At 51.1% G+C, this 25706-nt stretch carries 25 protein-coding genes; 10 read left to right on the forward strand and 15 right to left on the reverse strand.

What is annotated here, in order from left to right; genetic code table 11:
* Positions 1 to 54: 54 nt before the first annotated feature.
* Positions 55 to 2178, forward strand: a complete 2124-nt coding sequence (locus IPM52_08175) for a tetratricopeptide repeat-containing sensor histidine kinase (GenBank protein ID MBK9291588.1) — start codon at positions 55 to 57, stop codon at positions 2176 to 2178.
* A gap of 47 nt (positions 2179 to 2225) precedes the next feature.
* Here the strand turns inward: IPM52_08175 and IPM52_08180 are convergent, their stop codons facing one another.
* Together IPM52_08180 and lnt are read right to left on the reverse strand one after the other, a co-directional pair.
* Positions 2226 to 2669, reverse strand: coding sequence for a DUF2147 domain-containing protein (locus IPM52_08180; protein ID MBK9291589.1), 444 nt, complete (start codon positions 2667 to 2669; stop codon positions 2226 to 2228).
* A 68-nt stretch (positions 2670 to 2737) separates the two neighbouring features.
* Positions 2738 to 4330, reverse strand: a complete 1593-nt coding sequence (gene lnt / locus IPM52_08185; protein MBK9291590.1) for an apolipoprotein N-acyltransferase — start codon at positions 4328 to 4330, stop codon at positions 2738 to 2740.
* A gap of 69 nt (positions 4331 to 4399) precedes the next feature.
* On the opposite strand from lnt, the gene IPM52_08190 reads away from it, so the two are divergent.
* Entirely contained in the window at positions 4400 to 5701 is a 1302-nt protein-coding gene (locus IPM52_08190; protein MBK9291591.1) for a tyrosine--tRNA ligase, read from the forward strand.
* A 71-nt stretch (positions 5702 to 5772) separates the two neighbouring features.
* Positions 5773 to 6408 carry an outer membrane beta-barrel protein gene (locus IPM52_08195; protein MBK9291592.1) on the forward strand — a complete coding sequence of 212 codons (636 nt, stop codon included), beginning with the start codon at positions 5773 to 5775 and terminating at the stop codon, positions 6406 to 6408.
* An 11-nt stretch (positions 6409 to 6419) separates the two neighbouring features.
* Here IPM52_08195 and IPM52_08200 read toward each other — a convergent pair whose 3' ends face one another.
* From IPM52_08200 to ruvB, 3 genes are read right to left on the reverse strand one after another with little or no spacing between them, the layout of a single operon-like run.
* Positions 6420 to 6974: a thioredoxin family protein gene (locus IPM52_08200; protein MBK9291593.1), complete on the reverse strand. Its 555-nt coding sequence runs from the start codon at positions 6972 to 6974 to the stop codon at positions 6420 to 6422.
* Positions 6975 to 6976: 2 nt separating this feature from the next.
* A complete protein-coding gene (gene queG / locus IPM52_08205) occupies positions 6977 to 7951 on the reverse strand; it encodes a tRNA epoxyqueuosine(34) reductase QueG (protein ID MBK9291594.1) in 975 nt (324 codons plus the stop codon).
* An 18-nt stretch (positions 7952 to 7969) separates the two neighbouring features.
* Complete coding sequence (gene ruvB, locus IPM52_08210; protein MBK9291595.1) at positions 7970 to 9007, reverse strand: Holliday junction branch migration DNA helicase RuvB; 1038 nt, start codon at positions 9005 to 9007, stop codon at positions 7970 to 7972.
* A 180-nt stretch (positions 9008 to 9187) separates the two neighbouring features.
* Between ruvB and IPM52_08215 the strand changes: the two genes are divergently transcribed.
* The 4 genes from IPM52_08215 (at position 9188) to IPM52_08230 (ending at position 14740) form a co-directional block, all read left to right on the forward strand.
* On the forward strand, positions 9188 to 10018 hold the full coding sequence (locus IPM52_08215) for a universal stress protein (GenBank protein ID MBK9291596.1): 831 nt from the start codon (positions 9188 to 9190) through the stop codon (positions 10016 to 10018).
* A 4-nt stretch (positions 10019 to 10022) separates the two neighbouring features.
* The gene (locus tag IPM52_08220; GenBank protein MBK9291597.1) at positions 10023 to 10451 is read left to right on the forward strand and encodes an SPOR domain-containing protein; all 429 of its coding nucleotides are present in this window, start codon (positions 10023 to 10025) and stop codon (positions 10449 to 10451) included.
* Complete coding sequence (locus tag IPM52_08225; GenBank protein MBK9291598.1) at positions 10448 to 11299, forward strand: universal stress protein; 852 nt, start codon at positions 10448 to 10450, stop codon at positions 11297 to 11299. Before IPM52_08220 ends, IPM52_08225 begins: the two co-directional genes overlap by 4 nt.
* 150 nt (positions 11300 to 11449) lie before the next feature.
* Entirely contained in the window at positions 11450 to 14740 is a 3291-nt protein-coding gene (locus tag IPM52_08230; GenBank protein ID MBK9291599.1) for a PD40 domain-containing protein, read from the forward strand.
* 80 nt (positions 14741 to 14820) lie between these two features.
* On the opposite strand, the gene IPM52_08235 is transcribed toward IPM52_08230, so the two are convergent.
* From IPM52_08235 to IPM52_08250, 4 genes are read right to left on the reverse strand one after another with little or no spacing between them, the layout of a single operon-like run.
* Entirely contained in the window at positions 14821 to 15501 is a 681-nt protein-coding gene (locus IPM52_08235) for a lycopene cyclase domain-containing protein (protein MBK9291600.1), read from the reverse strand.
* 21 nt (positions 15502 to 15522) lie between these two features.
* Positions 15523 to 16176, reverse strand: coding sequence for a carotenoid biosynthesis protein (locus IPM52_08240; GenBank protein ID MBK9291601.1), 654 nt, complete (start codon positions 16174 to 16176; stop codon positions 15523 to 15525).
* Positions 16173 to 17687, reverse strand: coding sequence for a phytoene desaturase (gene crtI, locus IPM52_08245; protein ID MBK9291602.1), 1515 nt, complete (start codon positions 17685 to 17687; stop codon positions 16173 to 16175). Before crtI ends, IPM52_08240 begins: the two co-directional genes overlap by 4 nt.
* Complete coding sequence (locus tag IPM52_08250; GenBank protein ID MBK9291603.1) at positions 17665 to 18033, reverse strand: DUF2237 domain-containing protein; 369 nt, start codon at positions 18031 to 18033, stop codon at positions 17665 to 17667. The genes crtI and IPM52_08250 overlap by 23 nt, the downstream gene beginning before the upstream one ends.
* Before the next feature lie 184 nt (positions 18034 to 18217).
* Between IPM52_08250 and IPM52_08255 the strand changes: the two genes are divergently transcribed.
* From IPM52_08255 to IPM52_08265, 3 genes are all read left to right on the forward strand, one after another.
* Entirely contained in the window at positions 18218 to 18907 is a 690-nt protein-coding gene (locus IPM52_08255) for a response regulator transcription factor (GenBank protein MBK9291604.1), read from the forward strand.
* Positions 18908 to 18916: 9 nt separating this feature from the next.
* Positions 18917 to 19972 (forward strand): sensor histidine kinase, encoded by a 1056-nt coding sequence (locus tag IPM52_08260; protein ID MBK9291605.1) that lies wholly within the window; start codon positions 18917 to 18919, stop codon positions 19970 to 19972.
* Between the two features lie 103 nt (positions 19973 to 20075).
* A complete protein-coding gene (locus IPM52_08265; GenBank protein ID MBK9291606.1) occupies positions 20076 to 21362 on the forward strand; it encodes a T9SS type A sorting domain-containing protein in 1287 nt (428 codons plus the stop codon).
* A gap of 23 nt (positions 21363 to 21385) precedes the next feature.
* Here IPM52_08265 and IPM52_08270 read toward each other — a convergent pair whose 3' ends face one another.
* The 6 genes from IPM52_08270 to rpmF form a co-directional block, all read right to left on the reverse strand.
* Complete coding sequence (locus IPM52_08270; protein ID MBK9291607.1) at positions 21386 to 22087, reverse strand: SOS response-associated peptidase; 702 nt, start codon at positions 22085 to 22087, stop codon at positions 21386 to 21388.
* Positions 22088 to 22091: 4 nt separating this feature from the next.
* Positions 22092 to 22541 (reverse strand): NUDIX hydrolase, encoded by a 450-nt coding sequence (locus tag IPM52_08275; GenBank protein ID MBK9291608.1) that lies wholly within the window; start codon positions 22539 to 22541, stop codon positions 22092 to 22094.
* Positions 22542 to 22737: 196 nt separating this feature from the next.
* Entirely contained in the window at positions 22738 to 23061 is a 324-nt protein-coding gene (locus IPM52_08280; protein ID MBK9291609.1) for a hypothetical protein, read from the reverse strand.
* A gap of 432 nt (positions 23062 to 23493) precedes the next feature.
* Positions 23494 to 24495, reverse strand: a complete 1002-nt coding sequence (locus IPM52_08285) for a ketoacyl-ACP synthase III (protein MBK9291610.1) — start codon at positions 24493 to 24495, stop codon at positions 23494 to 23496.
* Positions 24496 to 24497: 2 nt separating this feature from the next.
* On the reverse strand, positions 24498 to 25472 hold the full coding sequence (locus IPM52_08290) for a phosphate acyltransferase (protein MBK9291611.1): 975 nt from the start codon (positions 25470 to 25472) through the stop codon (positions 24498 to 24500).
* 37 nt (positions 25473 to 25509) lie between these two features.
* Positions 25510 to 25698, reverse strand: a complete 189-nt coding sequence (gene rpmF / locus IPM52_08295; protein MBK9291612.1) for a 50S ribosomal protein L32 — start codon at positions 25696 to 25698, stop codon at positions 25510 to 25512.
* Positions 25699 to 25706 lie beyond the last annotated feature (8 nt).

Below are 25706 nucleotides of genomic sequence, written 5' to 3' on the forward strand. Positions count from 1 at the left end.
AAAAAAACTTGCTTCACTGTCCCTCAAGTTTTAAATTTGAGGGACAGTTTTTTTATGAAGACCAACAATATCTCCCGACTACTGCCAATCATCATTTTGGTAATGCTGTGTGTGGCTGCCTTTCCAGCCAACAATCCGGATAGTTTAAGGAAGGTATATCAGCAAGCCAAACCCTCCGAGAAAAGACTCCTGGCTTTAAATCTGGCCCGTGCACTCATTCCCGACAGCATGGAAACCGCAAAAGAAATTCTCCACCATGCAGGTAAGGAATTATCGCAAATGAAGCCGGCTGAGAAAGCAGAGTATTATAATGTACAAGCGCTTTGGTATTGGTTCAGCCGAAATTATGACAGTGCAGTCAATTTTGCCATACGTACCACCCTGCTCGACACTACTGCCGTGCCTGCCCAGCTGCGCGCTGAAGCCCTGAACAATGCCGGCACCCTCCATAATATTCTGGGCAACCTTGATTCTTCGATACACTATGCCAAGCTGGCATTAAAGCTTGATGAACAGCGTAATAACAAAGTTGGGATGGCAAAATCGCATTACGACCTAGCAGCGCGCTACAGAAAACTTGGGCACTTTGAGCTTGCGGCCAGGCACGGGATACAGAGTGTTAAGCTACACGAAGAAATTGGCAACAATGAAAGACTGTTTCACAGCCTGAATGCTTTGGGAAACATCTTCATTGATCTTGAGGATACCGCAAATGCATTGAAAACATTCTACAAGGCTATTGATGTAGCGAATCAAATCGGAAAGCCAAGGTTGATTGCTTTGGTTCACAACAACATTTCCGGAGCAATGATTGAATTCAACAAACCCAGAAACGCTTACAGCCATGCCAAAGAAGCCATTCGCATTGCTGAGGAAAACAAGATTGATGAATTTCTTTTCCAGTCATACTTAAATGCCGCCAAATCTGGTGCTGCATTAGGATTTAAAAAGGAGGCCGAAACATACGTGTTGAAGGCTTTTCAGCAACAACCCGCACGCTACAAACTAGACTACAGCGAGGGTTATCTGATCAAGTCCCAGCTTATGTTGGATTGGGGGCAAACTGACTCAGCAGATTTTTATGCAAAACACGCATTGATGCTGGCCAGGGAAAATGAGCAGAAAAACCCAATGTATAAAACACTCCTTCTGCAATCAAAAATTGACAGCATTAAAGGCAACCACTATGAAGCACTGAAAAATTATAAGCTTGCCATTGACTTAAAAGATAAAATTCTCAGCAACCAGCACAAATCCCGTATTGAAGAATTGATGCTGGTTTACGAAACAGAAAAGATGGAGGCTGAAAATTCGCACCTGGCCTCATTGAATCTGTTCAAAAACAAAGTTATCCTCAATCAAAAGATTGTGATCGTAATTATTGTGCTGCTGTTGTTGTTTGCTGTTTATCTGATGTGGAAGCTAAACAGCATGCGCCTGGTGCTCAAACATCAGAACGAAGTGATCAGCCGGTCGAACGATCAACTTACTGAGCTGAACAAAACCAAAGACAAATTTCTTTCTGTAATTGCACACGACCTGAAAGGTCCATTTAACGCCTTGCTCGGATTACTGGACATTTTGACCAATGAGTATCATAGTGTGACAGATGAAGAAAGACTTGAATTGCTGAAAAGCCTTGAAAAAACAAGCCAAAACACTTACGCCCTCCTTGTCAACCTCCTGGATTGGGCCAAAGGACAGCGCGAAGGCTTCAAATTTAATCCTTCACAATTCGAGGTATCGTCGGCAGTGCAAGAAGTTTTCGAAGTTCTGCAATACAGGGCAAAACAGAAGCAACATAAGTTGATCAATGCCGTTCCGGAGAACTCACAATGCTTTTTCGACCGCAATGTAATGATCAGTGTGTTGATCAACCTTGTGAACAATTCCATCAAGTTCACTCCCCACGGAGGCACGATCAGCGTAACATGGCACACCAACGATGATGGCAAGCATGTCATTTGCGTGGAAGACAACGGTATTGGTATTCCGGCTGATAAGATTGAAAGGCTGTTTGAGCTCGACAACCAGTTAAAGCGAAAAGGCACTGACCAGGAGTCGGGTACGGGGCTGGGTCTGGTGCTCGTCAAAGAGTTTCTCGAGGTTGGTGGTGCGCACATCAGTGTGCAAAGCACCGAGGGCAAGGGAAGCAGGTTTTGCATCATCCTGCCCTGAAAGAAAAAAACCGGACTTGTGTCCGGTTTTCATCAATTCTTTTGCGGCTATTTTACCCTCGTCCAGGTGGCGGTGCGGCCAATGAGCGAAATGCCGATGTAGCCCCGAAGTTTGAGCACGTTTTTATTTTGACCGTCGAAATTCATATAGCTGCTGTAGGTTTTGCCACTCTTTGGATCGTAAATTTCACCCCCCGACCACTCTGATTTTCCATTGAAAGTGAATCCCTTAAGAATCTCCAAACCAAGTGAAGGCCGCGAGCGCAGCGCCGGATCGGGATTGTGCTTGTCCACTTTGGGCTTGCCCGTATCAGGATCGATGGGTTCTTTCAGCCATACCACTTTACCATAAACTTTACCGTCGCGCTTAAAAAGCTCAATGTGTGCATCTTTATCCTGATTCAGCCAGACGCCGAGGATATCGTCGGCCTTGAATTGTGCCCTGATTTCCGAACCGGGCAGAAGCAGCAGGCTGCCCAGCATGATGAGCATGAATGAAAGTGCCTTTCTGGTCATAACTGTTGTTTTTTGGTGGAATGAATTTTGCAACTAAATCACGGCTAAAATAATTTTTTTTGCCATAATGACTGCATTCGTGCAAAAAAGCTTACCCCCATGCCTGCCAACAGGATCAAAAATGCAATTAAACGTATCGCATTTTGCACAACGCATGAAATCGTGCTGGCCGACCTGAAACCCACTTCACCCACCAACACTCCATCTTCTTCATAATTCAGGCTGGCCACCAGTTGTCCTTCAGGGCTGATCAGGCCTGATACTCCGGTGTTGGCTGCCCGCACTATCCATTGTCCACGTTCGATGGCACGAATACGGGCCAGATTAAGGTGCTGCAGATACCCACCGGAACTCGACCACCAGCCGTCGTTGGTGACCAGCGCCACAAAACCGGGCCTGGCGTCGTGGGAAGGATGACATGAGAACGCCGACTCAAAACAGATCATCGGCACAACGATATTGTTGTTTTCGAGCATAAAATGACCTGACACATTGTGCGTGCCATAGCTTCCGAAAAAACCACCACTGCGCTCGACAAACTCACGAAATGGCCCGATGAGCCAGAGCAGGGGCTGCTTTTCGACCAGCGGAACCAACTTTTCTTTATGATAAATTTTAATGCTATCGCTGCCAATGTATAGCAGACTGTTGTAGCGCACTTCCTTTTGGTGCAAACCCATTGCTTTGTTAGCGTCAGCAGGATGCCAGCTGCCTTGCCGGCTTGTGAAAGCACCAGTAAGCACTGCCCTGACCTGAAGCGAATCCAGCAGATTTTCAATACGCCGGATATGCTGGTTTTCGTGCAGTCTGTCCTCATCCACCGGTTCAACGATCATGGTTTCCGGGAAAACCACATAATCCACTGATTTCAACGCGACTCTCCCGAGCAGCTGCAATGCCTTCTGCAACTGTGCTGCAGCATCCATGCCGTTGAATTTTTCTCTGGCAGGATGAATATTCGGTTGAACCACAGCCACCCTGGTAACTTCAGGACTTTCCTCATTCGTACGCAACGCCCCTGAAACCAGTACTGGAATCGTAACAACCATCAGGCTTACGAACAATAGCATCGGCCGCGCACGAAAATTTGCATTTAACAAGCTGAATAACAAATAGTTTGTGATTAAGACCCAAAGCGACCCCCCGCTCGAGGAAGTAAACCTGTACCACTGAACCCATTCGGGTCTTTCGCCAAAAACATGGCCAAGCTGGAACCATGGCCACGCAAACATCCAGATGGCATTGAGCCATTCCATCGAGAGCCATATCCCTATAAACAGTAGTGCCCTGGTAACCGGCTGCAAACGTCCGTTCGTCAGGCTGGCCCAGAGGGTCAGGGCAGCGGCAGGCAGAAAGGCATTCAGCAGATGCGCCAACAGGCTGCCAACCAGTGTGGAACTATACATCCACCATCCCGCCAGCAGGTGAAAAACGAAAAAACCAGCATAAAGTGCAGTAAAAACCTTAGCGGGCCGATCGTTGAAGCGCCTGGCAACCCAGAGGAAAGGTACAAGCGAAAAAAACACGAGAAAAGTGTAGCGGTGCGGTGCCCAGGCCAGGTTAAGCAAAACCCCGCCTGCCAGGCTAAGGCCAAACAAGTGCGCTATCTGGGGCACATTGAGGATCCGGTTTGCCATCCGGCAAAATTAAGACCAATTGGTCATGAGGCGAGTTTGTATCTTTGCAGGCAAATTCTATTGACCTTCATGCAGAAAAATTTCGTCGAAGAACTCCGTTGGAGGGGCATGATTCACGACCTGACACCGGGTACAGAAGATCAGCTCAACAAAGAAATGACCGCAGCCTATGTGGGCATCGACCCTACTGCCGACTCGCTGCACATCGGCCATCTGGTAAGCATCATGATGCTCAAGCATTTTCAGCTTTGCGGCCACAAACCCATTGCCCTGATCGGCGGCGCCACCGGCATGATTGGCGACCCTTCGGGCAAGTCGCATGAACGCAACCTGCTGGATGAGCAAACACTTCGCTACAACCAGGAGTGCCTCAAAAAACAGCTTGCCCGCTTTCTGGACTTCGAGAGCCAAGCTCCAAACAAAGCCGAGCTGGTGAACAACTACGACTGGATGAAAGATTACACCTTTCTGGGTTTCATCCGCGATATCGGCAAACACATCACTGTCAACTACATGATGTCGAAAGACTCTGTGAAAAAGCGCCTATCGGCCGAAAGTGGCAGTGGCATGTCGTTCACCGAGTTCACCTATCAGCTCGTTCAGGGGTACGACTTTCTTTACCTGTATCAGCACTACAACTGCAAGCTGCAGATGGGCGGAGCCGACCAATGGGGCAACATCACCACCGGCACCGAGCTGATCCGGCGTAAACTCGGCCACGAAAACGAGGCCTTTGCCCTCACCTGCCCGCTGATAACCAAGGCCGACGGAGGAAAATTCGGCAAAACCGAAACCGGAAATGTCTGGCTCGATGCCAACCGCACCAGCCCATATGCTTTTTACCAGTTCTGGCTCAATTGTTCGGATGAGGATGCCGAAAAATACATCCGGATATTCACCCTGCTCGAAAAACAGGAAATCGAAGCTTTGATCGAAACACATCGCAATGCCCCGCACATGAGGCAGTTGCAGAAGACTCTAGCATCGGAAGTGACCAAAATGGTGCATGGCGAAGCTGAGCTGCAAAAGGCCGAAGATGCCAGCCAGATCCTGTTCGGAAAAGGCACAACCGAAATGCTGCGCCAGCTCGACGAAGCCACCCTGCTCAGCGTGTTCGACGGCGTGCCTCTGAGCCACATTTCATCAGAAGTGTTTCAAAATGCCACCGACCTGGTTGACCTGCTCACCACACATGGGGCAGTGTTCAGCTCGAAAAGCGAAGCACGCCGGCTTATCAAGGAAAACGCCGTTTCGATCAACAAAGAAAAGGTGGCGGAGCAAACCCAACCGCACCCCGACATGCTGCTCAACGGCAAATACATCCTCGTACAAAAGGGCAAGAAACATTATCACCTGCTGGTAATACAGTAAGGTCGGCCAATTGGCAGTCTGTTTACTTCAAGAAGGCAGTTTTTTCAGGCTAAAGCAGTATTTTTGAGCTGATGAAAAAACTGTCTTTTGTTTTTGCTCTGATTTTCCTGCTGGCCATTCCACCTTCCTATGCTCAGCCTTTTGGCGGTGGATTAAGGGCCGGAATGAATGCCTCTCAGATTGCCGGCGATGGCATGTCGGGCTACCACAAGGCTGGTTTTTCGGGCGGATTTTTGCTTTACTATTACACCTCGGCTGATTTCAGGCTGCAGTTCGAACTGGGCTATACCCGTAAAGGCTCGGCCCGCCAACCCGACCCCGAAGACCCGGCCATCCGCCAGTTTTTGCGACAGCTCAACTATGTTGAGATGCCCTTACTGACGGTGTTTGGCTTAGGGAAACTGGAGGCTGAAGCCGGGCTTTCGGCCGACTGGCTCACCCATGCCGGCGAAAAGATTGACGGTTATCCGAACAACAATTTCAACCTTGCTGACTGGAGAAAGATATGCTTCAACAGCGTGTTGGGCCTGCGCTACCGGCTGTCGGAGCATTTCGTGGTTTTTACGCGTTCAACCAACTCACTTCATTCCATTCGGAAAAACAGCGTACCCGGAAACGTGCGCCGTTTCAGCCGCAAATTCGGAGAATACAACGATGTACTCAGCTTTGGCTTAAGCTGGGAGATGAACCGTCCGTCGGCAAAATGAGCCGGATCCGGTTATTTCCACTTGATATTGCAGCCCATTGAGGGCAGTTGTTCGGCAGGTACAGGCATGCCTGCCAGAAGCTGATCGAGCGCCCTGCGCATATCTTCGCCCGTTACCGGCACCTCGTTGCCCGGCCTGGCTCCGTCGAGCCGTCCGCGATAGACACACAGATCGTTGGCATCGAACAGGTCGAAATCGGGCGTGCACGCAGCTTCATAAGCCCGGGCTACATCCTGTGTTTCGTCGTAGAGGTATGGAAACGGAAACCCATGCCGGGCTGCAAACTCCTTCATGAGCTCGGGCGAGTCTTCGGGGTATTTCAGGGCGTCGTTGGAGTTAATAGCCACAAAACCAATGCCTTTAGGTAAATAATCTTTGCCCAGTCGGACCAGTTCATGAATTACATGCTTTACGTAGGGGCAGTGGTTGCAAATAAACATCACCAGTGTGCCTTTTTCGCCTTTGATATCCTGAAAGCTGAGCTTGCGTCCCGAAATCATATCGGGCAGCAAAAAATCAGGAGCCTTGAAGCCAAGTGGAATCTGCCTTGTGGGTGTCAGTGCCATAACTATTGATGTTTTTGTTGTGTTTCATGCAATGGGTTGAAGTTCTCACCGGAAACAAAACTTATGTTGCGTTTCAGTCCCTCATAACCCGTACGTTGAACAGCGCTGTCCTTAAAAAGTTCATCAAACTTTTGCTCATCAAGCTTCAGCCAGTCGTCGCGGCGCATTTGCCTGAGTTCGTCGCGCAGGGTAAACAAGGGTTCGCGATGAGGTTTGGCAAACCTGTTCCAGGGACAAACATCCTGACAGATGTCGCATCCAAAGATATATCCCGAGAACTTTTCGCGCAGGTTTCCAGGCAATTCGCCACGGTATTCGATGGTGAGGTATGAGATGCATTTGTTGGCGTCGAGCTGATGCGGTGCCACAAGCGCACCTGTGGGGCAGGCATCAATACAACGGCGGCAGGTGCCGCAATAATCGGTAATGGTTTCTGTTTTTTCCTCCACCTCGAGGGGCAGAAACAGGTGACCAATGAAAAAGAATGAGCCTTTGCGCGGATGAATCAGGCAGGTGTTTTTGCCGATGAATCCGAGTCCGCATTTTTCGGCCCAGGCGCGGTCGAGCACAGGCGCCGAATCGGTGAATGCCCTGGCCTTGAGCGGTCCGGTTTGCGCTTCGATGGCTTTGAGCATCAGCCGCAGCTTGTCGCGGATCACCTGATGGTAATCTTTGCCGAGGGCATACTTCGCTATTTTGAAATTATCCTGATTTTCAGGTTGTTCAGCGGGATAATAATTCTGAAGAACCGTTACAACGCTTATTGTACCCTCGTGCAGGAGTCGGGGATCGTAACGTTTTTCGCGGTTGCGCTCCAGGTAACTCATGGTTCCCTGATATCCTTTGCCAAGCCATTCTTCCATGTAGGCGGCGTGCGTGGGCAACATTTCTGCCCTGGCTATCCCCACATCGTCAAAACCCAGCAAATTTGCCTGTTCGACGATGATATCCCGGATATGTGCTGGCGTGCATGCCATGGCCGGTGAGCAAATTTTTCAAAAAAGGGTAGGTTGATCGGGACGGCGTGTCCTGCCCAGGTGCCTGTAAGCCAGGTCAGTGGCTTCGCGTCCGCGTGGGGTACGCATGATGTAGCCCTCCTTGATCAGAAATGGCTCATAAACCTCTTCGATGGTTCCGGCTTCTTCGCCCACGGCAGTGGCAATGGTATTGATACCAACCGGTCCGCCTTTAAATTTCTCGACAATGGCTTGCAGGATGCGGTTATCCATCTCGTCGAGGCCATGTTGGTCCACGTTGAGCGCCTGCAGGGCATATTGGGCTATGGGCATGTCGATGCGGCCATTGCCTTTGATTTGTGCAAAATCGCGCACCCGGCGCAGGAGCAGGTTTGCAATACGCGGCGTGCCCCGGCTTCGCCGGGCAATTTCAAAGGCAGCCTCCTCGCTGATGGGCACATTGAGGATGGAAGCCGAGCGGCGAATGATGCCCGAGAGGGTTTGGGCATCGTAATATTCCAGCCTCGACGAGATGCCAAACCTGCTGCGCAACGGACTGGTGAGCAGGCCCGAACGCGTGGTGGCACCTATAAGCGTAAAGCGATTCAGACCTATCTGCACACTGCGGGCATTCGGGCCGGTTTCGATCATGATATCGATGCGAAAATCCTCCATAGCCGAATAGAGGTACTCCTCCACAACGGGACTTAGCCTGTGGATTTCGTCAATAAAAAGCACATCATTCTCTTCGAGGTTGGTAAGCAAGCCGGCCAGGTCGCCGGGCTTGTCGAGCACAGGCCCTGAAGTAACTTTGATGTTGACACCCAGTTCGTTGGCAATGATGTGCGACAGGGTGGTTTTTCCAAGTCCGGGCGGGCCATGCAGCAACACATGGTCGAGGGCTTCGCCACGCTGGCGGGCTGCCTGCACAAACACCCTCAGGTTATCTGTCACCTTTTCCTGACCCACAAAACTGGCAAAAGCGTCGGGTCGCAGCGCCTTTTCGATCTCGCGCTCAGCCTGACTCATTGCAGCACCCTCGGCATCGAGGTGCTGATTGCGTGGGTTTTTGCTCATTGGCCAGAGTGTTTACCGGAAATGTAAGGAAACAAAAGTACGAAAATGACCGCAATAAGGCCTTATTCTCTTGCGATGGCCTGTTTTTCTCACTAACTTAGCTCCATAATGGCCCAAAGCCGCAAAGCTAAAGGCCGGATGCACAAAACGATGGTATAACCCATTGAAAACATTTTGGTTATGAAAAACCTGCTCATAGCCTTCGACTTTTCGAAAAACGCCCTGAAGACGCTCGAATATGCCCTCAGGGTAGCCAACAAGACACAGGCCAATCTGCATCTGGTGTGGGTTGACAGCAGCAGCACCCCCGACAATGTGCTGAATATTGACCAGGAGCTCCGCATCGAAACACGCAAGTTGCTCGACGAGATCATTCCCTCCTTCGAGGCAAGGCTGCACAACAAACACATCAACACCCTCCTGCGCAAAGGAAAAGTGTATCAGGAAGTGGCCAATGCAGCCAGGCTGATTGAAGCCGACATTGTTTTTGCCGGCACCCATGGGGTGAGCGGCTACGAGCAGTTCTGGATTGGCAGCAATGCCTACCGCATTGTAACAGGCTCGCCTTGTCCGGTGCTTACCGTGAGGGGAGACTACGAAATTGGCCCTGAGGTGATCAGCCGCATTGTGCTGCCGCTCGACAGTACGCCCGAGACCCGCCAGAAACTTCCGGTAGCTGCAAATATTGCTGCCCTGTTTGGTGCCGAGGTATTGCCGCTGCTCATTTACAACAGCCCCCTCAACAGCATCAGAAAACGCATGCGCTCATACGGCGACGAAGCCGTGAAATGCCTGAACGAACGCAACATACCCAACCGCCTGACCGAAGTTGAAGCCGACCAGATGGTGAGCACCATTCTCGATTTTGCTCGCAGCGAGCAGGCCGATCTGATTACCATTATGACCGAACAAAGCGGGACCTCGGGCAGCATGTTCCTCGGGCCTTACGCACAACAAATCATCAATTATTCGGTTATTCCTGTCCTGAGCATTCAATCCAAATCAGTCTGATCCTATGATGTTGCGCCTGATTATCACAGTTATTCTTGGCTTGGTGACTTTTGCAGCTGAAGCCCAGCAGGGAAATGTAAGGGTTTCGGCCCCGCCCCAGCTCGATACATTATTGAAAATCAGCCGCAACAACCCTCAGCTGCAGCCCATCGAAGGCTTCAGGATACAGATCTTCATGGAGTCGGGCAATGCCGCTGTGGATCGTGCCCAGGCTGCCATGGCCCGCTTCCAGGAGTTTTTTCCCAACGACCGCACTTACCTGAGTTTTGGTCAGCCCTACTACCGTGTCAGGGTGGGCGATTACCGCACCCGCCTCGAAGCCGAAGGTAAACTTCAGCAAATCAGCAAAATATTTAGTCAGGCCTTCATCACCAAAGAACTCATCGAACCGCCGCCATTATCCGAGTTCACAAACCAAAACCAACAGCCATGAAAAAAGTGATTGTAGTGGGCATCGATTTTTCGGATTGCTCCATCAACGCCCTCGATCATGCCATCGACATCGCCAACCGCGCCGGGGCTGACGTGATGATGGTTTGGGTGAACCGCCCGGAAACCGGGAAAGAAATTTACACTGTCGATCCAAAACAGATTATTGACGAAGCTACCAGGCGTTTCGAAACCCTCAAATCGTCGCGCCAGCCGCTGCTCAACGACGGTAAAATCTTTTATCAGATACGAAAAGGCAAGGTGTATAAGGAAATCACCGCTGCTGCCGACGAAGTGGATGCCTTTCTCATCGTGGTGGGCACCCATGGCGCCTCAGGTTTCGAAGAGTTTTGGATTGGCAGCAATGCCAACCGCATCGTAACGGCCGCCGAACGGCCCATCATCACCATCCGGGGTGGGGTGGACATGCATAAAACCATCAGACGCATCGTGATGCCCATCGACAGCACCGTCGAAAGCAGGCAGAAAGTTCCGTTTACTGCGCTGATTGCCAGGTATTACGATGCCGAGATACATGTGCTGGCCCTGTTTTCGTCACCCCTGGCTGAACTGCGCGATGTGGTCAGGGAGTACGTAAACCAGGTTAAAATCTACCTGTCGGAAAACAACATCCGACACACTGTGGTTGAACTTGAGGCTGACAACCTGACCGATGTCACAATTGCCTATGCCATCAAGGTAGAAGCCAACCTGATCTCGATCATGGACGAACAGGAAACCACCACAGCCAACATCTGGCTCGGACCGTATGCGCAGCAAATGATCAACCACTCCCCCATCCCCGTGCTGTGCATTCACGCCAAAGACCTGATTGCCGGAGCTGAAAATTAAGCCTTTCGGGACTTCAGTTTATTTTCTCTGCCCTTTCCGGCCGGGAGACTTCCGGGGTGTATCCGCCTGCTGATTCAAAACGTGCTTTTACCTGATTCCTCCGGTAAAAACCCATAATTTCGCTACTTTTCCGTCAAATTTCGAGAACACATGACACATCATCTGCTCAAAAAAACAGCTTTGCTGGCTTTGTGGCTTTTTCCTTTTCTGGTGCATGCCGGTGAAGATGCCAGGTTGATACGCCAACCCGATGTAAATCAGAATCTTATTGCTTTTGTGTATGCCGGAGACATATGGACGGTGCCGGCAACGGGTGGCGATGCCCGCAAGCTCACCTCGCACGAAGGCTATGAGTTGTTTCCAAAAATTTCGCCCGACGGCAAATGGATTGCTTTCTCGGCCGAATACAGCGGCAGCCGTCAGGTTTGGGTGATGCCGGCCGAAGGCGGACCGGCTAGACAGCTCACCTTCTACAATTCGGTTGGGGTGATGCCTCCGCGCGGTGGTTTCGACAATGTGGTACTGGGCTGGACTTCCGACAGCAGAAAGGTGCTCTTTAGGGGCAACCGCACCCCGTTTGGCGACCGCAACGGCAGGTACTTTCTGGTAGATATTGAAGGTGGCATGGAAGAACCACTCCCTATACTCAATGGCGGATTTGCAGCCCTTTCGCCCGACGATAGCAAGATCTGCTTCACCCCGGTGGACAGGGAATTCAGAACCTGGAAGCGCTACAAGGGCGGCCGTGCCACAGAGCTATGGATTTACGACCTGAAAAACAACAGCTCTGAACAAATCACCAAATGGTTGGGCAGCGACCAATGGCCGGTTTGGCATGGCAACAAAATATATTTTGCCAGCGACCGCGACCTCAAGCTGAACATTTACAGTTACGACCTGACCACCAGAAACATCCAGCAACTCACCTTTCACAAAGATTTCGATGTGATGTGGCCATCGGGCAAAAACGGTCAGATTGCCTACGAAAACGGTGGTGAGCTATGGCTGCTCAACCTGAATACAGGTGAAAACAAGCGCGTTAAGGTCAACATCAGGTACGACAACCCCAACCTGGTGCCTTACTTTAAAAACGTCAAAGACAATATTCACAGCTTCAGCCTGTCGCCCAGCGGCAAAAGAGCCCTGTTCGATGCCCGGGGCGATATCTTCAGCGTTCCTGCCGAGCACGGACAGATAGAAAATCTGACCAACACCCCGGGCATACGCGAAATCTTCCCCGTATGGTCGCCCGACGGACGCTACATTGCCTACTACAGCGATGCCACAGGAGAATACGAGGTATATCTGCTGGAAAACAAAAAAGGCGCAACACCCCGCCAGCTCACCTCCGGTTCGAAAGCGTGGAAATACGAGGCCGTGTGGTCTCCCGACAGTAAATACCTGGTTTACAGCGACCGCACCCTGCAACTTCTGCTGCTTGATGTGAATACCGGCAGGCAAACCACCATCGACCGTGCCACCTTCAACGAGATCAGGTCGTACGCCTTTTCGCCCGACTCGGAATGGGTCACCTACCACAAAGAATCCGAAAATGGCAACGCAGCCGTCTGGGTTTACCACATCCCCACAGGAAAAGCTACCCAGCTCACCGATGACCAGTTTGGCGACCGCAGTCCGGTGTTCAGCCGCGACGGAAAATTTATCTTCTTCGTCAGCAACCGCGATTTCAACCTTGCATTCTCGAGCTACGAGTTCGACTACCTGTACAATAACGCTACACGCATTTATGCCCTGCCATTGCGCAACGACGGCACCCGCCTGCGTCCCAGCCGAACAGACAATGAACCCATTCGTAATCAGGCAGAAAACAAATCAGACAAAAACAAGAAAGAACCTCCCAAAGCCCAAACCCCTGAAAACAAAAGCGAAACCAATACCCCAAAAGTGGTGATTGATTTCCAGGGAGCTTCGAACCGCGTGGAAGCCCTGCCCATGCCTGCCGGCAACTACAGGATCATCGAAGCTGTGGAAGGGGGGCTGTTGTATGCCGCCGACGGAAAAATAATGCGTTACAACATTCAGGAACAAAAAGCGGAAGAAATTCTTGACCGCGGAGCCACCGCCATTCCATCAGCCGACGGAAAGACCATGCTCTACCGATCGGGCAGCGACTACGGAATAGTGAAAATTGCCCCCAACCAGAAAGCCGGTAGCGGCAAACTGAATCTCGACGACATGACCATGCGCATCGAACCCCGCAAGGAATGGGAACAGCTTTACGTGGACGGGTGGCGTATCTTCAGGGATTATTTCTATGTAGACAATCTGCATGGGGTCGACTGGGTTGCACTGCGCGAACAGTATGCCAAACTCCTGCCGCATGTGGGCAGCCGTTTCGACCTCGACTATGTGCTGAACGAACTGGTCTCGGAGGTCAATGCCGGACATGCCTATGTGGACTGGGGCGACATCAAATGGCCCGACCGTGTGGAGGGCGGATTGCTTGGCGCATCGCTTGAGGCTGATTTTAAAGCCGGAAGACACCGCATTATGAAAATCTACCAGGGCGAAAACTGGAACCCCTCACGCCGTTCGCCACTCACCGAACCCGGCGTAAACGTCAGCGAAGGCGATTACCTGATTGCCATCAACGGGCAAAACATCACCGCCAACGACAACCCCTACAAGTTTCTGGAGAACCTTGCCGACAAGGAAATTGAAATCACTGTGAGCACCGATCCTTCGGGCAGCAAAGCACGAACCAGCACCGTGCGCACCATCAGCAGCGAGCTCGAACTGATGTATTACAACTGGGTGCTCGAGCGCCGGGCCATGGTGGATAAGCTCTCTGGCGGACGCATTGGATACATCCATGTGCCAAACACCGCCCAGGACGGCAACCGCGAACTGTTCCGCGGCATGTATTCGTTTCACAACAAGGAGGCCCTGATCATCGACGACCGCTACAATGGGGGCGGTTTCATACCCGACCGCATGGTGGACCTGCTAGACCGCCGCACCCTCACCTGGTGGCACCGCAACGGACTTTTGCCCAGCAAGGCGCCCGGCATTGCCCACGACGGACCAAAAGTTATGCTGATAAACGGCTACTCAAGCTCGGGTGGCGACGCATTTCCCTATTTCTTTAAAAAACTTGGGCTGGGCAAACTGATCGGCACGCGCACCTGGGGCGGACTCATCGGAATTTCGGGCAACGCCCGCCTGGCTGATGGCGGCTACATCTCCGTGCCCCGATTCGGCATCTTCGACGAAAACGAGCAATGGATCATCGAGGGTATTGGCGTTTATCCTGATATTGAAGTGGTTGACCGGCCCGAACATATGGCAAAAGGCGAAGATGCCTGCATCGAAATGGCTGTAAAAGTGCTGCTCGAAGAACTCGAACGCAACCCGGTACGCCGCATCAACCCCCCAACACCACCCGATCGAAGCAGATGGATCGAAGTGGAAATCAAATAGTAAAACTGAACGCGAGAAATAAAAACTGCCGGATGGGGAATCATCCGGCAGTTTTTTTGATTTATATCAAGACGCTTTTGTCAGTATTTCGTCCTGAACCATTCCATCAACTGCACAGTCATCAGAAACATCATCAGGTTATACACGGTGTCCTCGATGGGTATGGTAAAAATGCGGATGCCCAGGTTATGCGTGTTGTCGTACCACACAATAGGTTCGTCGAGCCAGCTGCCGGTGAGTATTCCATTGACCAGCAAAAAAGGAATCAGCGAAACGAAATAAGACAACATAAACATACTGAGCCAGGGCTGACGGCGGTAAACATTATAAAGCAGCAATGCTGCCGTAAGGATAAATATAATGGAGGTATAGAGCCGGTCGTAATAAACAACCCCCACCACCATCAGCATAACACTGATTCCGACTGCTAACTGGCGATGTATCTTCAGCAAGGGGTCGGTTTTCAGATAGGCCTTGAGGCAGGCATAGATAAATACAATGGCATAAGGCACCACTACAAAAAACATCCACTCTTCCACGGGCAAACCAAACCACCGGATGCCAATGAGGTACCTGTCGTTGAATCCCCAGATTTGCATGGCAGCATACCACACGTCTTTGGCAATGAAAAACGCACCCATGATGCCAATGGCCGGAAACAGGTATTTCCACTGCTTGTAAAAAGCCACCTTGCGGTCAAAACTCAGCACAAACGGAAAAAAAATCGTGAACAGATCAAGGTAAAGGTACACTGGGTTCATAATCAAATGTGTAAATAAAGATTAGAATATTCTGAGATCTTCGGTGATGATCAGGACTGCAAAGAATAGCGCCTGAATGACAATCACATACAGTGCAATTTTATTTTTCAGGGGCTTGACGAAGCGATTAACGCCAAGGTGCATCAGCAAGCCGATAACAAACCAGGCCAGGTAATTCTGCACTGGCACTACTCCGCCATCCCAATCCCAGAAATCAAAGCGCATGGCCACAGGTTCGAGCAGGAAATCGTAAAGCACCATGAGTAAAGCCCCTGAAATTGAACGCACTACCCAATGCATCCCCAGAGGCAGCAGAATGGCCGAGGTAGAATACACAAGCACGGGCCAGTTGATACCAATCATCAAAGGTACATCCAGAAGTTTGATACCCAGACCATTGCCGTAATGATAAGTGCCAAATATCACGCCGGTGGCCGTGCCAATGGCTTCGATAAAGAATCCTGCAAGCGCACACACAAAAAACCACAGGCCGTAGGCACGGTCAGGATTTTCGGCATTGTAAATGAGCAGTGCGCTTGCAAAAAGCAGGTTGTAGGGGGTGAGCAGCATGAGGCTGTCGGTATGCCCGAGCAGTATGGTCGTGAAGCCCACCGCATACACGGCCAGCAGCAGAAACATGCTCATCCTGAATTTGTTGGCAAAAAGATATTTCATGGATCAGGGATTAAACCAGACACAATTTTGGCCGATAGCAGGCAGAGCGGAATGCCTCCGCCCGGATGCACACTTCCACCACAGAAATAAAGGTTTTTTAGCCGGCGGCTGTTGTTGGCATGTCTTAAGAATGCCGCGAAGCGATTGTTCGAACTGTTGCCATAGAGCGAGCCTCCAAATGAGCTGGTGCGCAGCTCGATATCGAGCGGACTCAGGGTGTCTTCAACTTCAACCAGGGGTTCGATATTGGTTTTCAACACCTTGCTCAACTTTTGCAGGACGATGGTACGGTATTGCGGGATAAGCTTATTCCAGTCGAACGCCTGCCGGTGCGGAGGCACGTTGAGCATCACAAACCAGTTCTCGCAACCGGGGGGAGCATCCTGCGGAACACGTTTTGAGCTTACGCTGATATAAATTGTGGGATCGGGGTCGGGTACAATGCCCGAAAAAAGCCGCTCAAACTCGCCCTTGTAATCGTCGCCAAAGAACACATTGTGCAGTCCCAGCTCAGGGAAGTTGCGGCGGATTCCCCAGTAGAATATCAGCGCAGAAGTGGAACGCTCCTGACGCAGGATAAATTCCGGTGCCGGAATGTCGGTAAGCAAACGCCTGTAGGTGAGCATCACATCCATGTCGGACACCACAAGATCGGCATCGAATTGTCCGGTCGCGGTAATGATGCCGGTGACTTTACCTGCCTGGTGGACAATCTTTTCCACACGCTCTCCGAAACGGAATTTCACACCAAGCTCCAAAGCCAGCGTGTAGAGGCTTTCGGTGATCTGATGCATCCCCTTTTTTGGAATATAGGTGCCGAGGCTGTGCTCGAGATGCGGGATGACGTTCAGGGCAGCGGGGGCTTTGTATGGACTGGAACCGTTGTAGGTGGCGTACCGGTCGAAAAGCTGAACCAGTTTGGGATGGCGCAGGATTTTTTGGTTCTCGCTGTGCATGCTGCGCACGATGCCCATCCGGTGGATGTGCAAAAGGGCTTTGGCCACATCACGGTTGAGCCAGGTCGAGAGTTTGTTGAGCGGGTTGTGCAGGAAGATGCGCCCGGCAAGCTGGTACATTTGCTCGCTTCTGCGAAACCGCCTCAGCGTCCTCGGTGCTTCAACGCCCAATGCCTGTTCCACCTCGCGCACGAAGGTCTGCAGGTCGGCATGGGCCACCAGCCTTGTTCCATCGTTCCAGAAATACCTCCCCGACTCGCTTTCGCGCTCATAACCAAAGTAATCATCCACCTTGCGTCCGGCAAGTTGAAACAACTCTTCCACATATTCAGGCATGGTGAACAGCGAAGGGCCGGCATCGAAGCGGTAGTCGCCAAGGCGAATTTGTGTTAGCTTTCCTCCGGGATACGAGTTTGCTTCGAAGACAGTCACACGAAAGCCTCGGGCAGCCAGTCTGATGGCTGTGCCCAGGCCGCCAACACCTGCGCCGATCACAGCCACACTTTGCACGGGCTTTTGTCCGAAAGATTTATTATTTCTCTGTCTTCCAGGCATATTTTACAAGCTCTTCGAGCGGAACATAGTCTAATGTTTTTTCGTGGGTAGCCTCAAGCACCACCAAAGGCGCCTTACCGGCGCGCCAGGCCTCAACCCAACGCAGCGCACACAGGCACCACCGGTCGCCGGCTTTGAGCCCCGGAAACCTGAATATCGGCTGTGGGGTGATCAGGTCGTTGCCCATGCTGCGGCTGAATTCGAGAAACTCATCCGTCATTACGGCACAAACTGTATGCAAACCCCTGTCTTCCTCCCCGGTGTTGCAACATCCATCACGATAAAAACCTGTTAGCGGATCCAAGCTACAGCTGATCAGCGCTTCCCCAAATACATTCCTTGACATACGTTTTTTTTACTAACAAAGATGCATCAAACTTGTTTCCGACAGCATTCATTTGTATTGCATCTGCAGTGATCCTTTCGTTGTACCCGCAAAGGATACAAATTAAAGTTTACTTAAATTTAACATTGGTTTGCCGGGTATACGCTACCTTTGGCACGGGTTTAAATGCTTATCATTCAATCAGATGGATTTTTCCAAATACCGTATCCTGCTCGTTGACGACGAGGCCGATGTTTTAGAATTTCTCAGCTACAACCTCAAGCGCGAAGGCTTTCAGGTGAGTACGTGCACCAACGGGCACGATGCCATCAATAAAGCAAAGGCAGAAAACCCACACCTTATTGTGCTCGATGTGATGATGCCCGGCATGGATGGCATCGAAACCTGTGAAGAACTCAAAAAAATTCCCTCGCTCAAAAATACTTTCATTGTTTTTCTGACGGCCAGGGGTGAAGACTACTCCCAGATCTCGGGTTTCGAGGCCGGAGCCGACGATTATGTGACCAAACCCATCAAGCCTAAACTGCTGATCAGCAGGCTGAAAGCGCTTCTCCGACGCCTGCAGGATGCGCAATCCGAACCTGTGACCGAAACATTGCAGGTCAAAGACTTTATCATCGATTCCGAACGCTTCGTGGTTATCAACCGCGGACAGGAAATTGTGCTTCCCAAAAAAGAGTTCGAACTGCTGCGCCTGTTGGCCTCCAAACCCAACAAAGTATTCACCCGTGAAGAAATCTTCAGCAAAGTGTGGGGCGATAACGTGATTGTAGGCGACCGCACTATTGATGTACACATCCGGAAAATCAGAGAAAAAATCGGTCTCGAAAACATTCGCACAGTCAAAGGCGTAGGTTATAAATTTGAGGACTGATTTGTCCGCATGCCTGGCAGTTATCACGAAACCCGCAAAGTAGCTCTGAACTCGGCTGCAGTTGTAGCTTTTATACTGCTTGCTGTGCTTCTGACCGTTGTTTTCACCGGCATCAGCCTCAACATGTGGCTTGCCGCCGGCATTGCCTTATTGATATTCGCACTCTCTTACCTGGTGAGCTTCAGGTTTATTGACAATTTCATCTATAAGAAAATCAGGCTGATATACAAAGCCATACCCGGCTTCAAGTCGAGAGTGGAATCGAAATCGACCAGCAACAACGTTCAAACCGGTTCCATCGAAGGCATCAGGGAAGCCGTGATAGAATGGAGTGCACGCCAGAAACTGGAAATCGAAGAGCTGAGGAAAATGGCTGCTTACCGGCGCGAATTCCTGGGAAATATCTCGCACGAGCTTAAAACGCCCATCTTTAATATCCAGGGCTATGTGCTCACCCTGCTGGATGGCGGACTCGAAGACCCGAACATCAACAAAGACTACCTTCTGCGCACCGAAAAGAGCATCAACCGGTTGATTGCCATTGTGGAAGACCTTGAAGAAATCTCCAAGCTCGAGTCGGGTGAACTCAAACTCAACCTGATTTCGTTCGACATTGCCGAGCTTGCCCGCGATGTGGCAGAATTCCTCGAGATGAAGGCACGAAAAAACAATGCGGTGATTACCATCAGCAACGAGCTCCAACGTCCCCTCATGGTTTATGCCGACAAAAAACGCATCCGCCAGGTGTTGATCAACCTGATTGAAAACGCCGTTAAATACGGTGATAAGCCTGAGAACCAAATCCTTGTGAGGTTTTTCGACATGGATGAGCACTACCTCATCGAAGTCAAAGACAATGGCCCGGGCATCCCCGAAGAAAGTTTACCGCGGATTTTCGAGCGTTTTTACCGCACCGACAAAGGACGCTCGCGCGACCATGGCGGAAGCGGTCTCGGTCTGGCCATCGTGAAACATATCATCGAAGCGCATGGGCAGAGCATCAGGGTGCGCAGCAAACTTGGAAAAGGAACCGTATTTGCCTTCACCCTCCCCAAAAAAGGCTGATTTTGCCACATCCGGCTGCCTGATACGGGCCTGATCATACCTATACTTGACGCAATGCCTGACGCAATGCGCCAAATCCATAACTTTGGCCAAACTCTCAGATATGATCCGATTCTACTCACTTCTCCTTCTTACTTTTCTTATCCGTTTTACTGCCCAAACTCAGGACACCCTGACCGTGATGCAGTACAACCTGCTCTATTATGGCGAAATCACAGGCTTTTGCAACAACAGCAACAACAGCCTCGCCATGAAAGACCCTCACCTGCGCACCATCCTCGACTTTGTCAAGCCCGACATATTCACAGTAAACGAACTTTCGAAAGATGCACCCATTCATGAGCACCTGCTCAACAATGTGCTCAATGCCGGTGGCACAGGAAAGTACAGCAAGGCGCAGTTGCGCAACACTGCCAACTCGAACATCGTTAACATGATTTTCTTCGACAACCGCAAACTTGCGCTCAAAGCCCAATACACCGCACAAAACGTGCTTCGCGACATAGATGTGTACGAGCTGTATTATAAATCGAACGATCTGGCACAGGGCGACACCTCTTTCATTGTTTGCATTGTGGCACACCTTAAAGCCGGAAACACCACCTCGGATGCCAACTCCCGCAAAATCATGGCTGAAAATGTGATGCGTTTTGTTGAAAACAGGTTTGCCAACGAAAATGTGATGTTCATGGGCGATTTTAACCTGTACACTGCCTCGGAACCGGCATTTCAGACCATGATCAATTATCCGGCCAGCGTCCAGGCCAGGTTTCTTGACCCTGTGGGTCAGATGGGCGATTGGAACAACAACGCGTTTTATGCCGCCGTGCATACCCAAAGCACCAATGTGGTTTCGGGCGACTGCAAATCGGGAGGTGGGCTCGACGATCGCTTCGATTTCATCCTGATTTCGGACGAAATACGGTTTGGCACACGCAAGGTGCGTTACATTCAGGATACTTACAAGGCAGTCGGCCAGGACGGCCAACGCTTTAACAATGCCGTCAACTCCGCACCCCAAAACCTGTCGGTGCCTGCCAATGTTGCCGACGCCCTGTTTAACTTTTCCGACCACCTGCCTGTGACCTTAAAGCTTCGTGTTGATAAAGTGCTGGGCATCAACGAAACAGATCCGAATCCTTACCTTGCAACATTGGCTCCCAACCCGACCACCGCCAGCTCACAACTTTCAATCTACCTTGGTGCCGGCGAATCGGCTGAGGTGCAGCTGTATGATTTGTCGGGCAAACTGATGTGGACTTCCGAACCGGTGGTTCAGGCTGGCCGAAACACCATCCATATCCCCGGCGAAACATTGCAACCGGGCATTTACCTGGTTCGCATTTCAGGAAGCCGCAGGATACAGTCCTTAAAACTCCTCAGGCGCTGATGGTAAAGCAAATGCAGGCCTGATCAGCCGAATAGTGTCGGCTGCAAGGGCTCCGGCATGATGAGACGTTCATCATCGTTGCGCACATTGTTCACTGCGCGTGATACCGGGTACATATCCATTTCTTCACCGGGATACGGACATAACAGATCCAGCAGCTGCGCTTCGTCGTCCGACTGAAGCCATGTTTGTTCATTGCCGGGCTTCAATATTACCGGCATGCGGTGATGTATGCCCTCCATCAGCCCGTTGGCCTGCGTGGTCAGAATGGAGAAGGTGTGGATAAGTTCACCATTCGGGGATTTCCATACTTCCCAGATGCCTGCCATGGCAAAGATGGGTTCATTTTTCAGAAAGATGCGGTAGGGCTGCCCGGTTTCCTTTTTCCACTCATAAAATCCATTGGCCGGCACCAGGCATCTCCGTTGCCGGAAAGCCTGCCTGAAAGCCGGTTTTTCCTGCACTGTTTCGGCTCTGCTGTTGATCATTCGGGCAGCCCCCCACATATCTTTTGCCCACGATGGCACCAGCCCCCAGCGGTAATGACTGATGCGATGAGGGTTGCTGTTGCTGATCACAGGAAGCCATTGTGTGGGAGCACAATTGTAACCTTTTGGCACCGCTTTTCCATCGCCTTGTGGACGGTGCAACTCATCGAAAAGTTCGGTCATAAACCTTTCCGAAATTTCCTTTCCTTTCACCGAAAGCTGAAATCGTCCGCACATAATTCTATTCCTCGTGAAATGAGGCCAATACGTCTTCCAGGATGTCCCTGTGGTCGAATGCCATCTCGGGCAAGGCATCAATGCCAAACCAGGCAGCCCTGGCCGCATCATCTCCTGCCAGAGGCTGAGGTTTGAAGCCCAGAAGCGACATGAACACAACGGTAATAGTCCGGTGCCTCGGGTCGCGGTCGGGCTTGCTGTACACCCCGAAAAGCTCAAAACCGTCGTGTACGACTCCTGTTTCTTCGGCCGTCTCACGCTGAACGGCCTGCTCCACAGTCTCATTCTCATCCACAAAACCACCCGGAAATGCCCAGGCACCCTCGAACGGCGGATTGCTCCGGCGGATCAGCAGGACTTCGATGTTGCCTGTATCCGAGATGTAAAATACCACTGCATCAACCGTCACTGCCGGACGGGGATAGTCGTAACAATACCTGCCCTTGACCGCCATAACTCACCTGTTTTTTATGAATCGAAACGCCGGAAAACCATCAGTGTGAATAATCAACAAACCCGGGGGCAAACCGGCAACCGGAATCCGGCCGGCATCCACAAGCCCTGCGCCAAGCAACCTGCCCATGCCATCGAAAATGCGATAAGGCCTCTGATCACATAGTGCATCGCCATCTTGCATGAGATACACCGCATCACCCTTGTCTACAAGCCGTATGCCTGAAACAAGCTTTCCGCCGATCCCTGTTGTACAGTAAATCACCCTCAAGTGGCACCCCAAGCCATTGGATATAATCCGGACAGACCTCAGGGGCTGCGCTGACGCTGTACGAACCGTCCTGAGTCACTTTGAGCACATTCGAAACTGCTCCGGGAATGGGCTGCCCGTTGCGATACCAGGTGATATTGGTGTTGTAGGGCATTCCCAGCTCGAAGCTCAGGCTATCGCCAGGGCACCAGACAATCTCGCCTTCGGGGCCAATGGAAAACGTGCCATCGATGATGACAAAAGGGGGCAAAAAACATACCCGTCCACAAAAACTCCGGCGAGGTAGCGGTTTGTCCGCCCTGCGTCACAGTGACCGACACATAGGAGGCAGCAAAATTGTGGTAATCCATCACCAGTTGCTGAAACACCTGCCCGGGCAAGGACTGTGTCTGAGAACTGCCTAAATATCGCCGGTGCCACTGATACGTGTCGAAAACCTGTGTACTTACCACACCCGTGCCCTCAGGACACAGCATATTTTCGCCGGTCACTGTGGGATTGAGCGTTTGCGCATTTGCCGGATAAACCAGCATGAACAGCAGCATTGAAAACAAAAACTGACGCATGGAGGGTAGTTTTCGCCAAAGGTATAACAAGACCGTCGAAGCCGGGTACTATTTTTTCTAAAACAAAAAAGCCTCCTTGTGTGGAGGCTATTGATATCATAAGTAGTTACCCGGGTTTATTTGGGGTCGTAGGCCCACTTCAGCCATACCGAACCCCAGGTAAATCCACCGCCGAAAGCGGCAAGGATGAGGTTGTCGCCTTTGCGGAGCTTGTTTTCCCACTCATACAAACAGATGGGAATGGTTCCGTTGGTAGTATTTCCGTAGCGTTCAATATTCACCATCACCTTTTCGGCCGGCAATCCGACGCGCCTTGCTGTGGCGTCGATGATTCGCAGATTGGCCTGATGTGGCACCAGGTAAGCAATATCCTCGGGTTGCAGTCCGTTGCGTTCGACCACTGCTGCAGCAACATCGGCCATATTGGTTACAGCAAATTTGAATACTGCCTGGCCTTCCTGATAGACAAAATGCTCGCGTGCATCAACGGTCTGATGCGATGGCGGCTTAACCGACCCCCCAGCCTTCATGTGCAGGTGCGTCATGCCCGATCCATCCGATTGCAGCATGGCATCCATCACCCCGACGGGTTCGGCAGAAGGCTCAAGCAGCACAGCCCCTCCCCCGTCACCAAAAATAACACAGGTGGCACGGTCGGTATAGTCAACAATAGCCGACATCTTATCCGCGCCTACCACAACGATCTTTTTGTAGGTACCACTCTCGATGAACTTTGAGGCGGTAACCAGGGCATAGATAAAGCCCGAACAGGCCGCATTGAGGTCGTAACTGAAAGCGTTTTTGATGCCACAATTGTGGCTGATGATGTTGGCCGTTGCCGGGAAAAGCATATCGGGGGTAACTGTGGCGCAAATGAGCATATCTACCTCATCTGGCGAAGTGCCAGTTTTTTCGAGCAAGCCTTTTACGGCAGCAGTGCCAATCACCGAGGTTCCTTTGCCTTCGCCTTTCAGTATGTGTCGCTCCCTGATGCCTGTACGGGTGACAATCCACTCGTCGGTGGTATCCACCATTTTTTCAAGGTCGGCATTGGTGAGCAGATCTTCGGGCACCCAGGCATGAATGCCTGTTACGGCAGCATAGATTTTCTTCTCCATTGTCAAAAGTTGGTCCATTCAAACTTCTGGATGCCAAAGTTTTCCATGGCATCTTTGATTTTATCACTCAGACGCGATTCGGCCACCTCCCTCGAAAGCAGCATCATGTTTTTAATGGCGAGCGGACTGCTGATGCCGTGCCCGATGATGACATGCCCGTTTATGCCGATGATCGGAGTTCCTCCGTAATTCTCGTAATTGAATCGCGAAAAAAAATCGTCGAGCAGGCCGCGCTTTTCCATGATGCGGTAGATTGCCTGCAACTGTTTGATGACAATGTTGCCGGTGAAACCATCGCAAACAACCACATCGGCTTTGTCGTTGAACAGGTCGCGGCCTTCCACATTGCCAACAAAGTTGAAGTCGTTGGTGTCTTTCATCATCTGCCATGCGGATTGCACAAGCAGATTTCCCTTTTTTTCCTCTTCGCCTATGTTGAGCAAGGCCACCCTTGGGTTGTCAATACCCATGACCACCGATGCATAAATTGAGCCCAGAAAACCATACTGATAAAGTACGTCGGCCCGGGCATCGGGGTTGGTTCCCACATCGAGAATAATCTTGTAGGTGCCGTTTAGTTTAGGTATGGGTACAAGGCTGGCAGGCCGGATGATTCCGGGAATGGTACCCATGACACTGGTGGCTCCCACAAACATGGCACCACTGTTTCCGGCACTCGCAAACGCATCTATCTCTCCTTTTATGAGCCACTCAAAGCCCTTGACGATAGAAGAATTTTGCTTGGCTTTAAATGCTTTGATGGGCTTATCGGCCATGGTGATGACCTCGGTGCAATGCACAATTTCGATGCTGCCATTGTGCGGCGGCATGTCGCGCAGGCCATCTTTGATCTGCTGCTCATCACCGAAAAGTACAAGGGTACAACCCTCGCGCAGTTCGGGCGCAAGCAGTTTCAGGCCTTCCAAAGGGGATGCCGGAGCAAAATCGCCCCCAAAAACATCGAGGCCCAGTCGCATTACCTAGTTGTAAACGGATTGTTCAACCGGGCAAATATCAGGCTTTGGCGCCTTCCATTACCAGCTTGCCCTTGTAATACAGATCGCCGTCCACGTAATATGCCCTGTGGTAAACATGGATGGTGCCTGTAGTCGGACATTTGGCAAGCTGAGGCATCTGAGCTTTGTCGTGTGTTCTGCGTTTATCTCTTCTGGTTGCAGAATGTCTCCGTTTTGGATGTGGCATGGCTTTTT

This window comes from Bacteroidota bacterium, assembly GCA_016715945.1.
Lineage (GTDB): Bacteria > Bacteroidota > Bacteroidia > Bacteroidales > F082 > JALNZU01.

What these genes read in the sequence shown, in the direction of transcription:
- IPM52_08175 (MBK9291588.1), top strand. Translation starts at nt 55, where the DNA reads ATGAAGACCAACAATATCTCCCGACTACTGCCAATCATCATTTTGGTA.
- IPM52_08180 (MBK9291589.1), bottom strand. Translation starts at nt 2,669, where the DNA reads ATGCTCATCATGCTGGGCAGCCTGCTGCTTCTGCCCGGTTCGGAAATC.
- lnt (MBK9291590.1), bottom strand. Translation starts at nt 4,330, where the DNA reads ATGGCAAACCGGATCCTCAATGTGCCCCAGATAGCGCACTTGTTTGGC.
- IPM52_08190 (MBK9291591.1), top strand. Translation starts at nt 4,400, where the DNA reads ATGCAGAAAAATTTCGTCGAAGAACTCCGTTGGAGGGGCATGATTCAC.
- IPM52_08195 (MBK9291592.1), top strand. Translation starts at nt 5,773, where the DNA reads ATGAAAAAACTGTCTTTTGTTTTTGCTCTGATTTTCCTGCTGGCCATT.
- IPM52_08200 (MBK9291593.1), bottom strand. Translation starts at nt 6,974, where the DNA reads ATGGCACTGACACCCACAAGGCAGATTCCACTTGGCTTCAAGGCTCCT.
- queG (MBK9291594.1), bottom strand. Translation starts at nt 7,951, where the DNA reads ATGGCATGCACGCCAGCACATATCCGGGATATCATCGTCGAACAGGCA.
- ruvB (MBK9291595.1), bottom strand. Translation starts at nt 9,007, where the DNA reads ATGAGCAAAAACCCACGCAATCAGCACCTCGATGCCGAGGGTGCTGCA.
- IPM52_08215 (MBK9291596.1), top strand. Translation starts at nt 9,188, where the DNA reads ATGAAAAACCTGCTCATAGCCTTCGACTTTTCGAAAAACGCCCTGAAG.
- IPM52_08220 (MBK9291597.1), top strand. Translation starts at nt 10,023, where the DNA reads ATGATGTTGCGCCTGATTATCACAGTTATTCTTGGCTTGGTGACTTTT.
- IPM52_08225 (MBK9291598.1), top strand. Translation starts at nt 10,448, where the DNA reads ATGAAAAAAGTGATTGTAGTGGGCATCGATTTTTCGGATTGCTCCATC.
- IPM52_08230 (MBK9291599.1), top strand. Translation starts at nt 11,450, where the DNA reads ATGACACATCATCTGCTCAAAAAAACAGCTTTGCTGGCTTTGTGGCTT.
- IPM52_08235 (MBK9291600.1), bottom strand. Translation starts at nt 15,501, where the DNA reads ATGAACCCAGTGTACCTTTACCTTGATCTGTTCACGATTTTTTTTCCG.
- IPM52_08240 (MBK9291601.1), bottom strand. Translation starts at nt 16,176, where the DNA reads ATGAAATATCTTTTTGCCAACAAATTCAGGATGAGCATGTTTCTGCTG.
- crtI (MBK9291602.1), bottom strand. Translation starts at nt 17,687, where the DNA reads ATGCCTGGAAGACAGAGAAATAATAAATCTTTCGGACAAAAGCCCGTG.
- IPM52_08250 (MBK9291603.1), bottom strand. Translation starts at nt 18,033, where the DNA reads ATGTCAAGGAATGTATTTGGGGAAGCGCTGATCAGCTGTAGCTTGGAT.
- IPM52_08255 (MBK9291604.1), top strand. Translation starts at nt 18,218, where the DNA reads ATGGATTTTTCCAAATACCGTATCCTGCTCGTTGACGACGAGGCCGAT.
- IPM52_08260 (MBK9291605.1), top strand. Translation starts at nt 18,917, where the DNA reads ATGCCTGGCAGTTATCACGAAACCCGCAAAGTAGCTCTGAACTCGGCT.
- IPM52_08265 (MBK9291606.1), top strand. Translation starts at nt 20,076, where the DNA reads ATGATCCGATTCTACTCACTTCTCCTTCTTACTTTTCTTATCCGTTTT.
- IPM52_08270 (MBK9291607.1), bottom strand. Translation starts at nt 22,087, where the DNA reads ATGTGCGGACGATTTCAGCTTTCGGTGAAAGGAAAGGAAATTTCGGAA.
- IPM52_08275 (MBK9291608.1), bottom strand. Translation starts at nt 22,541, where the DNA reads ATGGCGGTCAAGGGCAGGTATTGTTACGACTATCCCCGTCCGGCAGTG.
- IPM52_08285 (MBK9291610.1), bottom strand. Translation starts at nt 24,495, where the DNA reads ATGGAGAAGAAAATCTATGCTGCCGTAACAGGCATTCATGCCTGGGTG.
- IPM52_08290 (MBK9291611.1), bottom strand. Translation starts at nt 25,472, where the DNA reads ATGCGACTGGGCCTCGATGTTTTTGGGGGCGATTTTGCTCCGGCATCC.
- rpmF (MBK9291612.1), bottom strand. Translation starts at nt 25,698, where the DNA reads ATGCCACATCCAAAACGGAGACATTCTGCAACCAGAAGAGATAAACGC.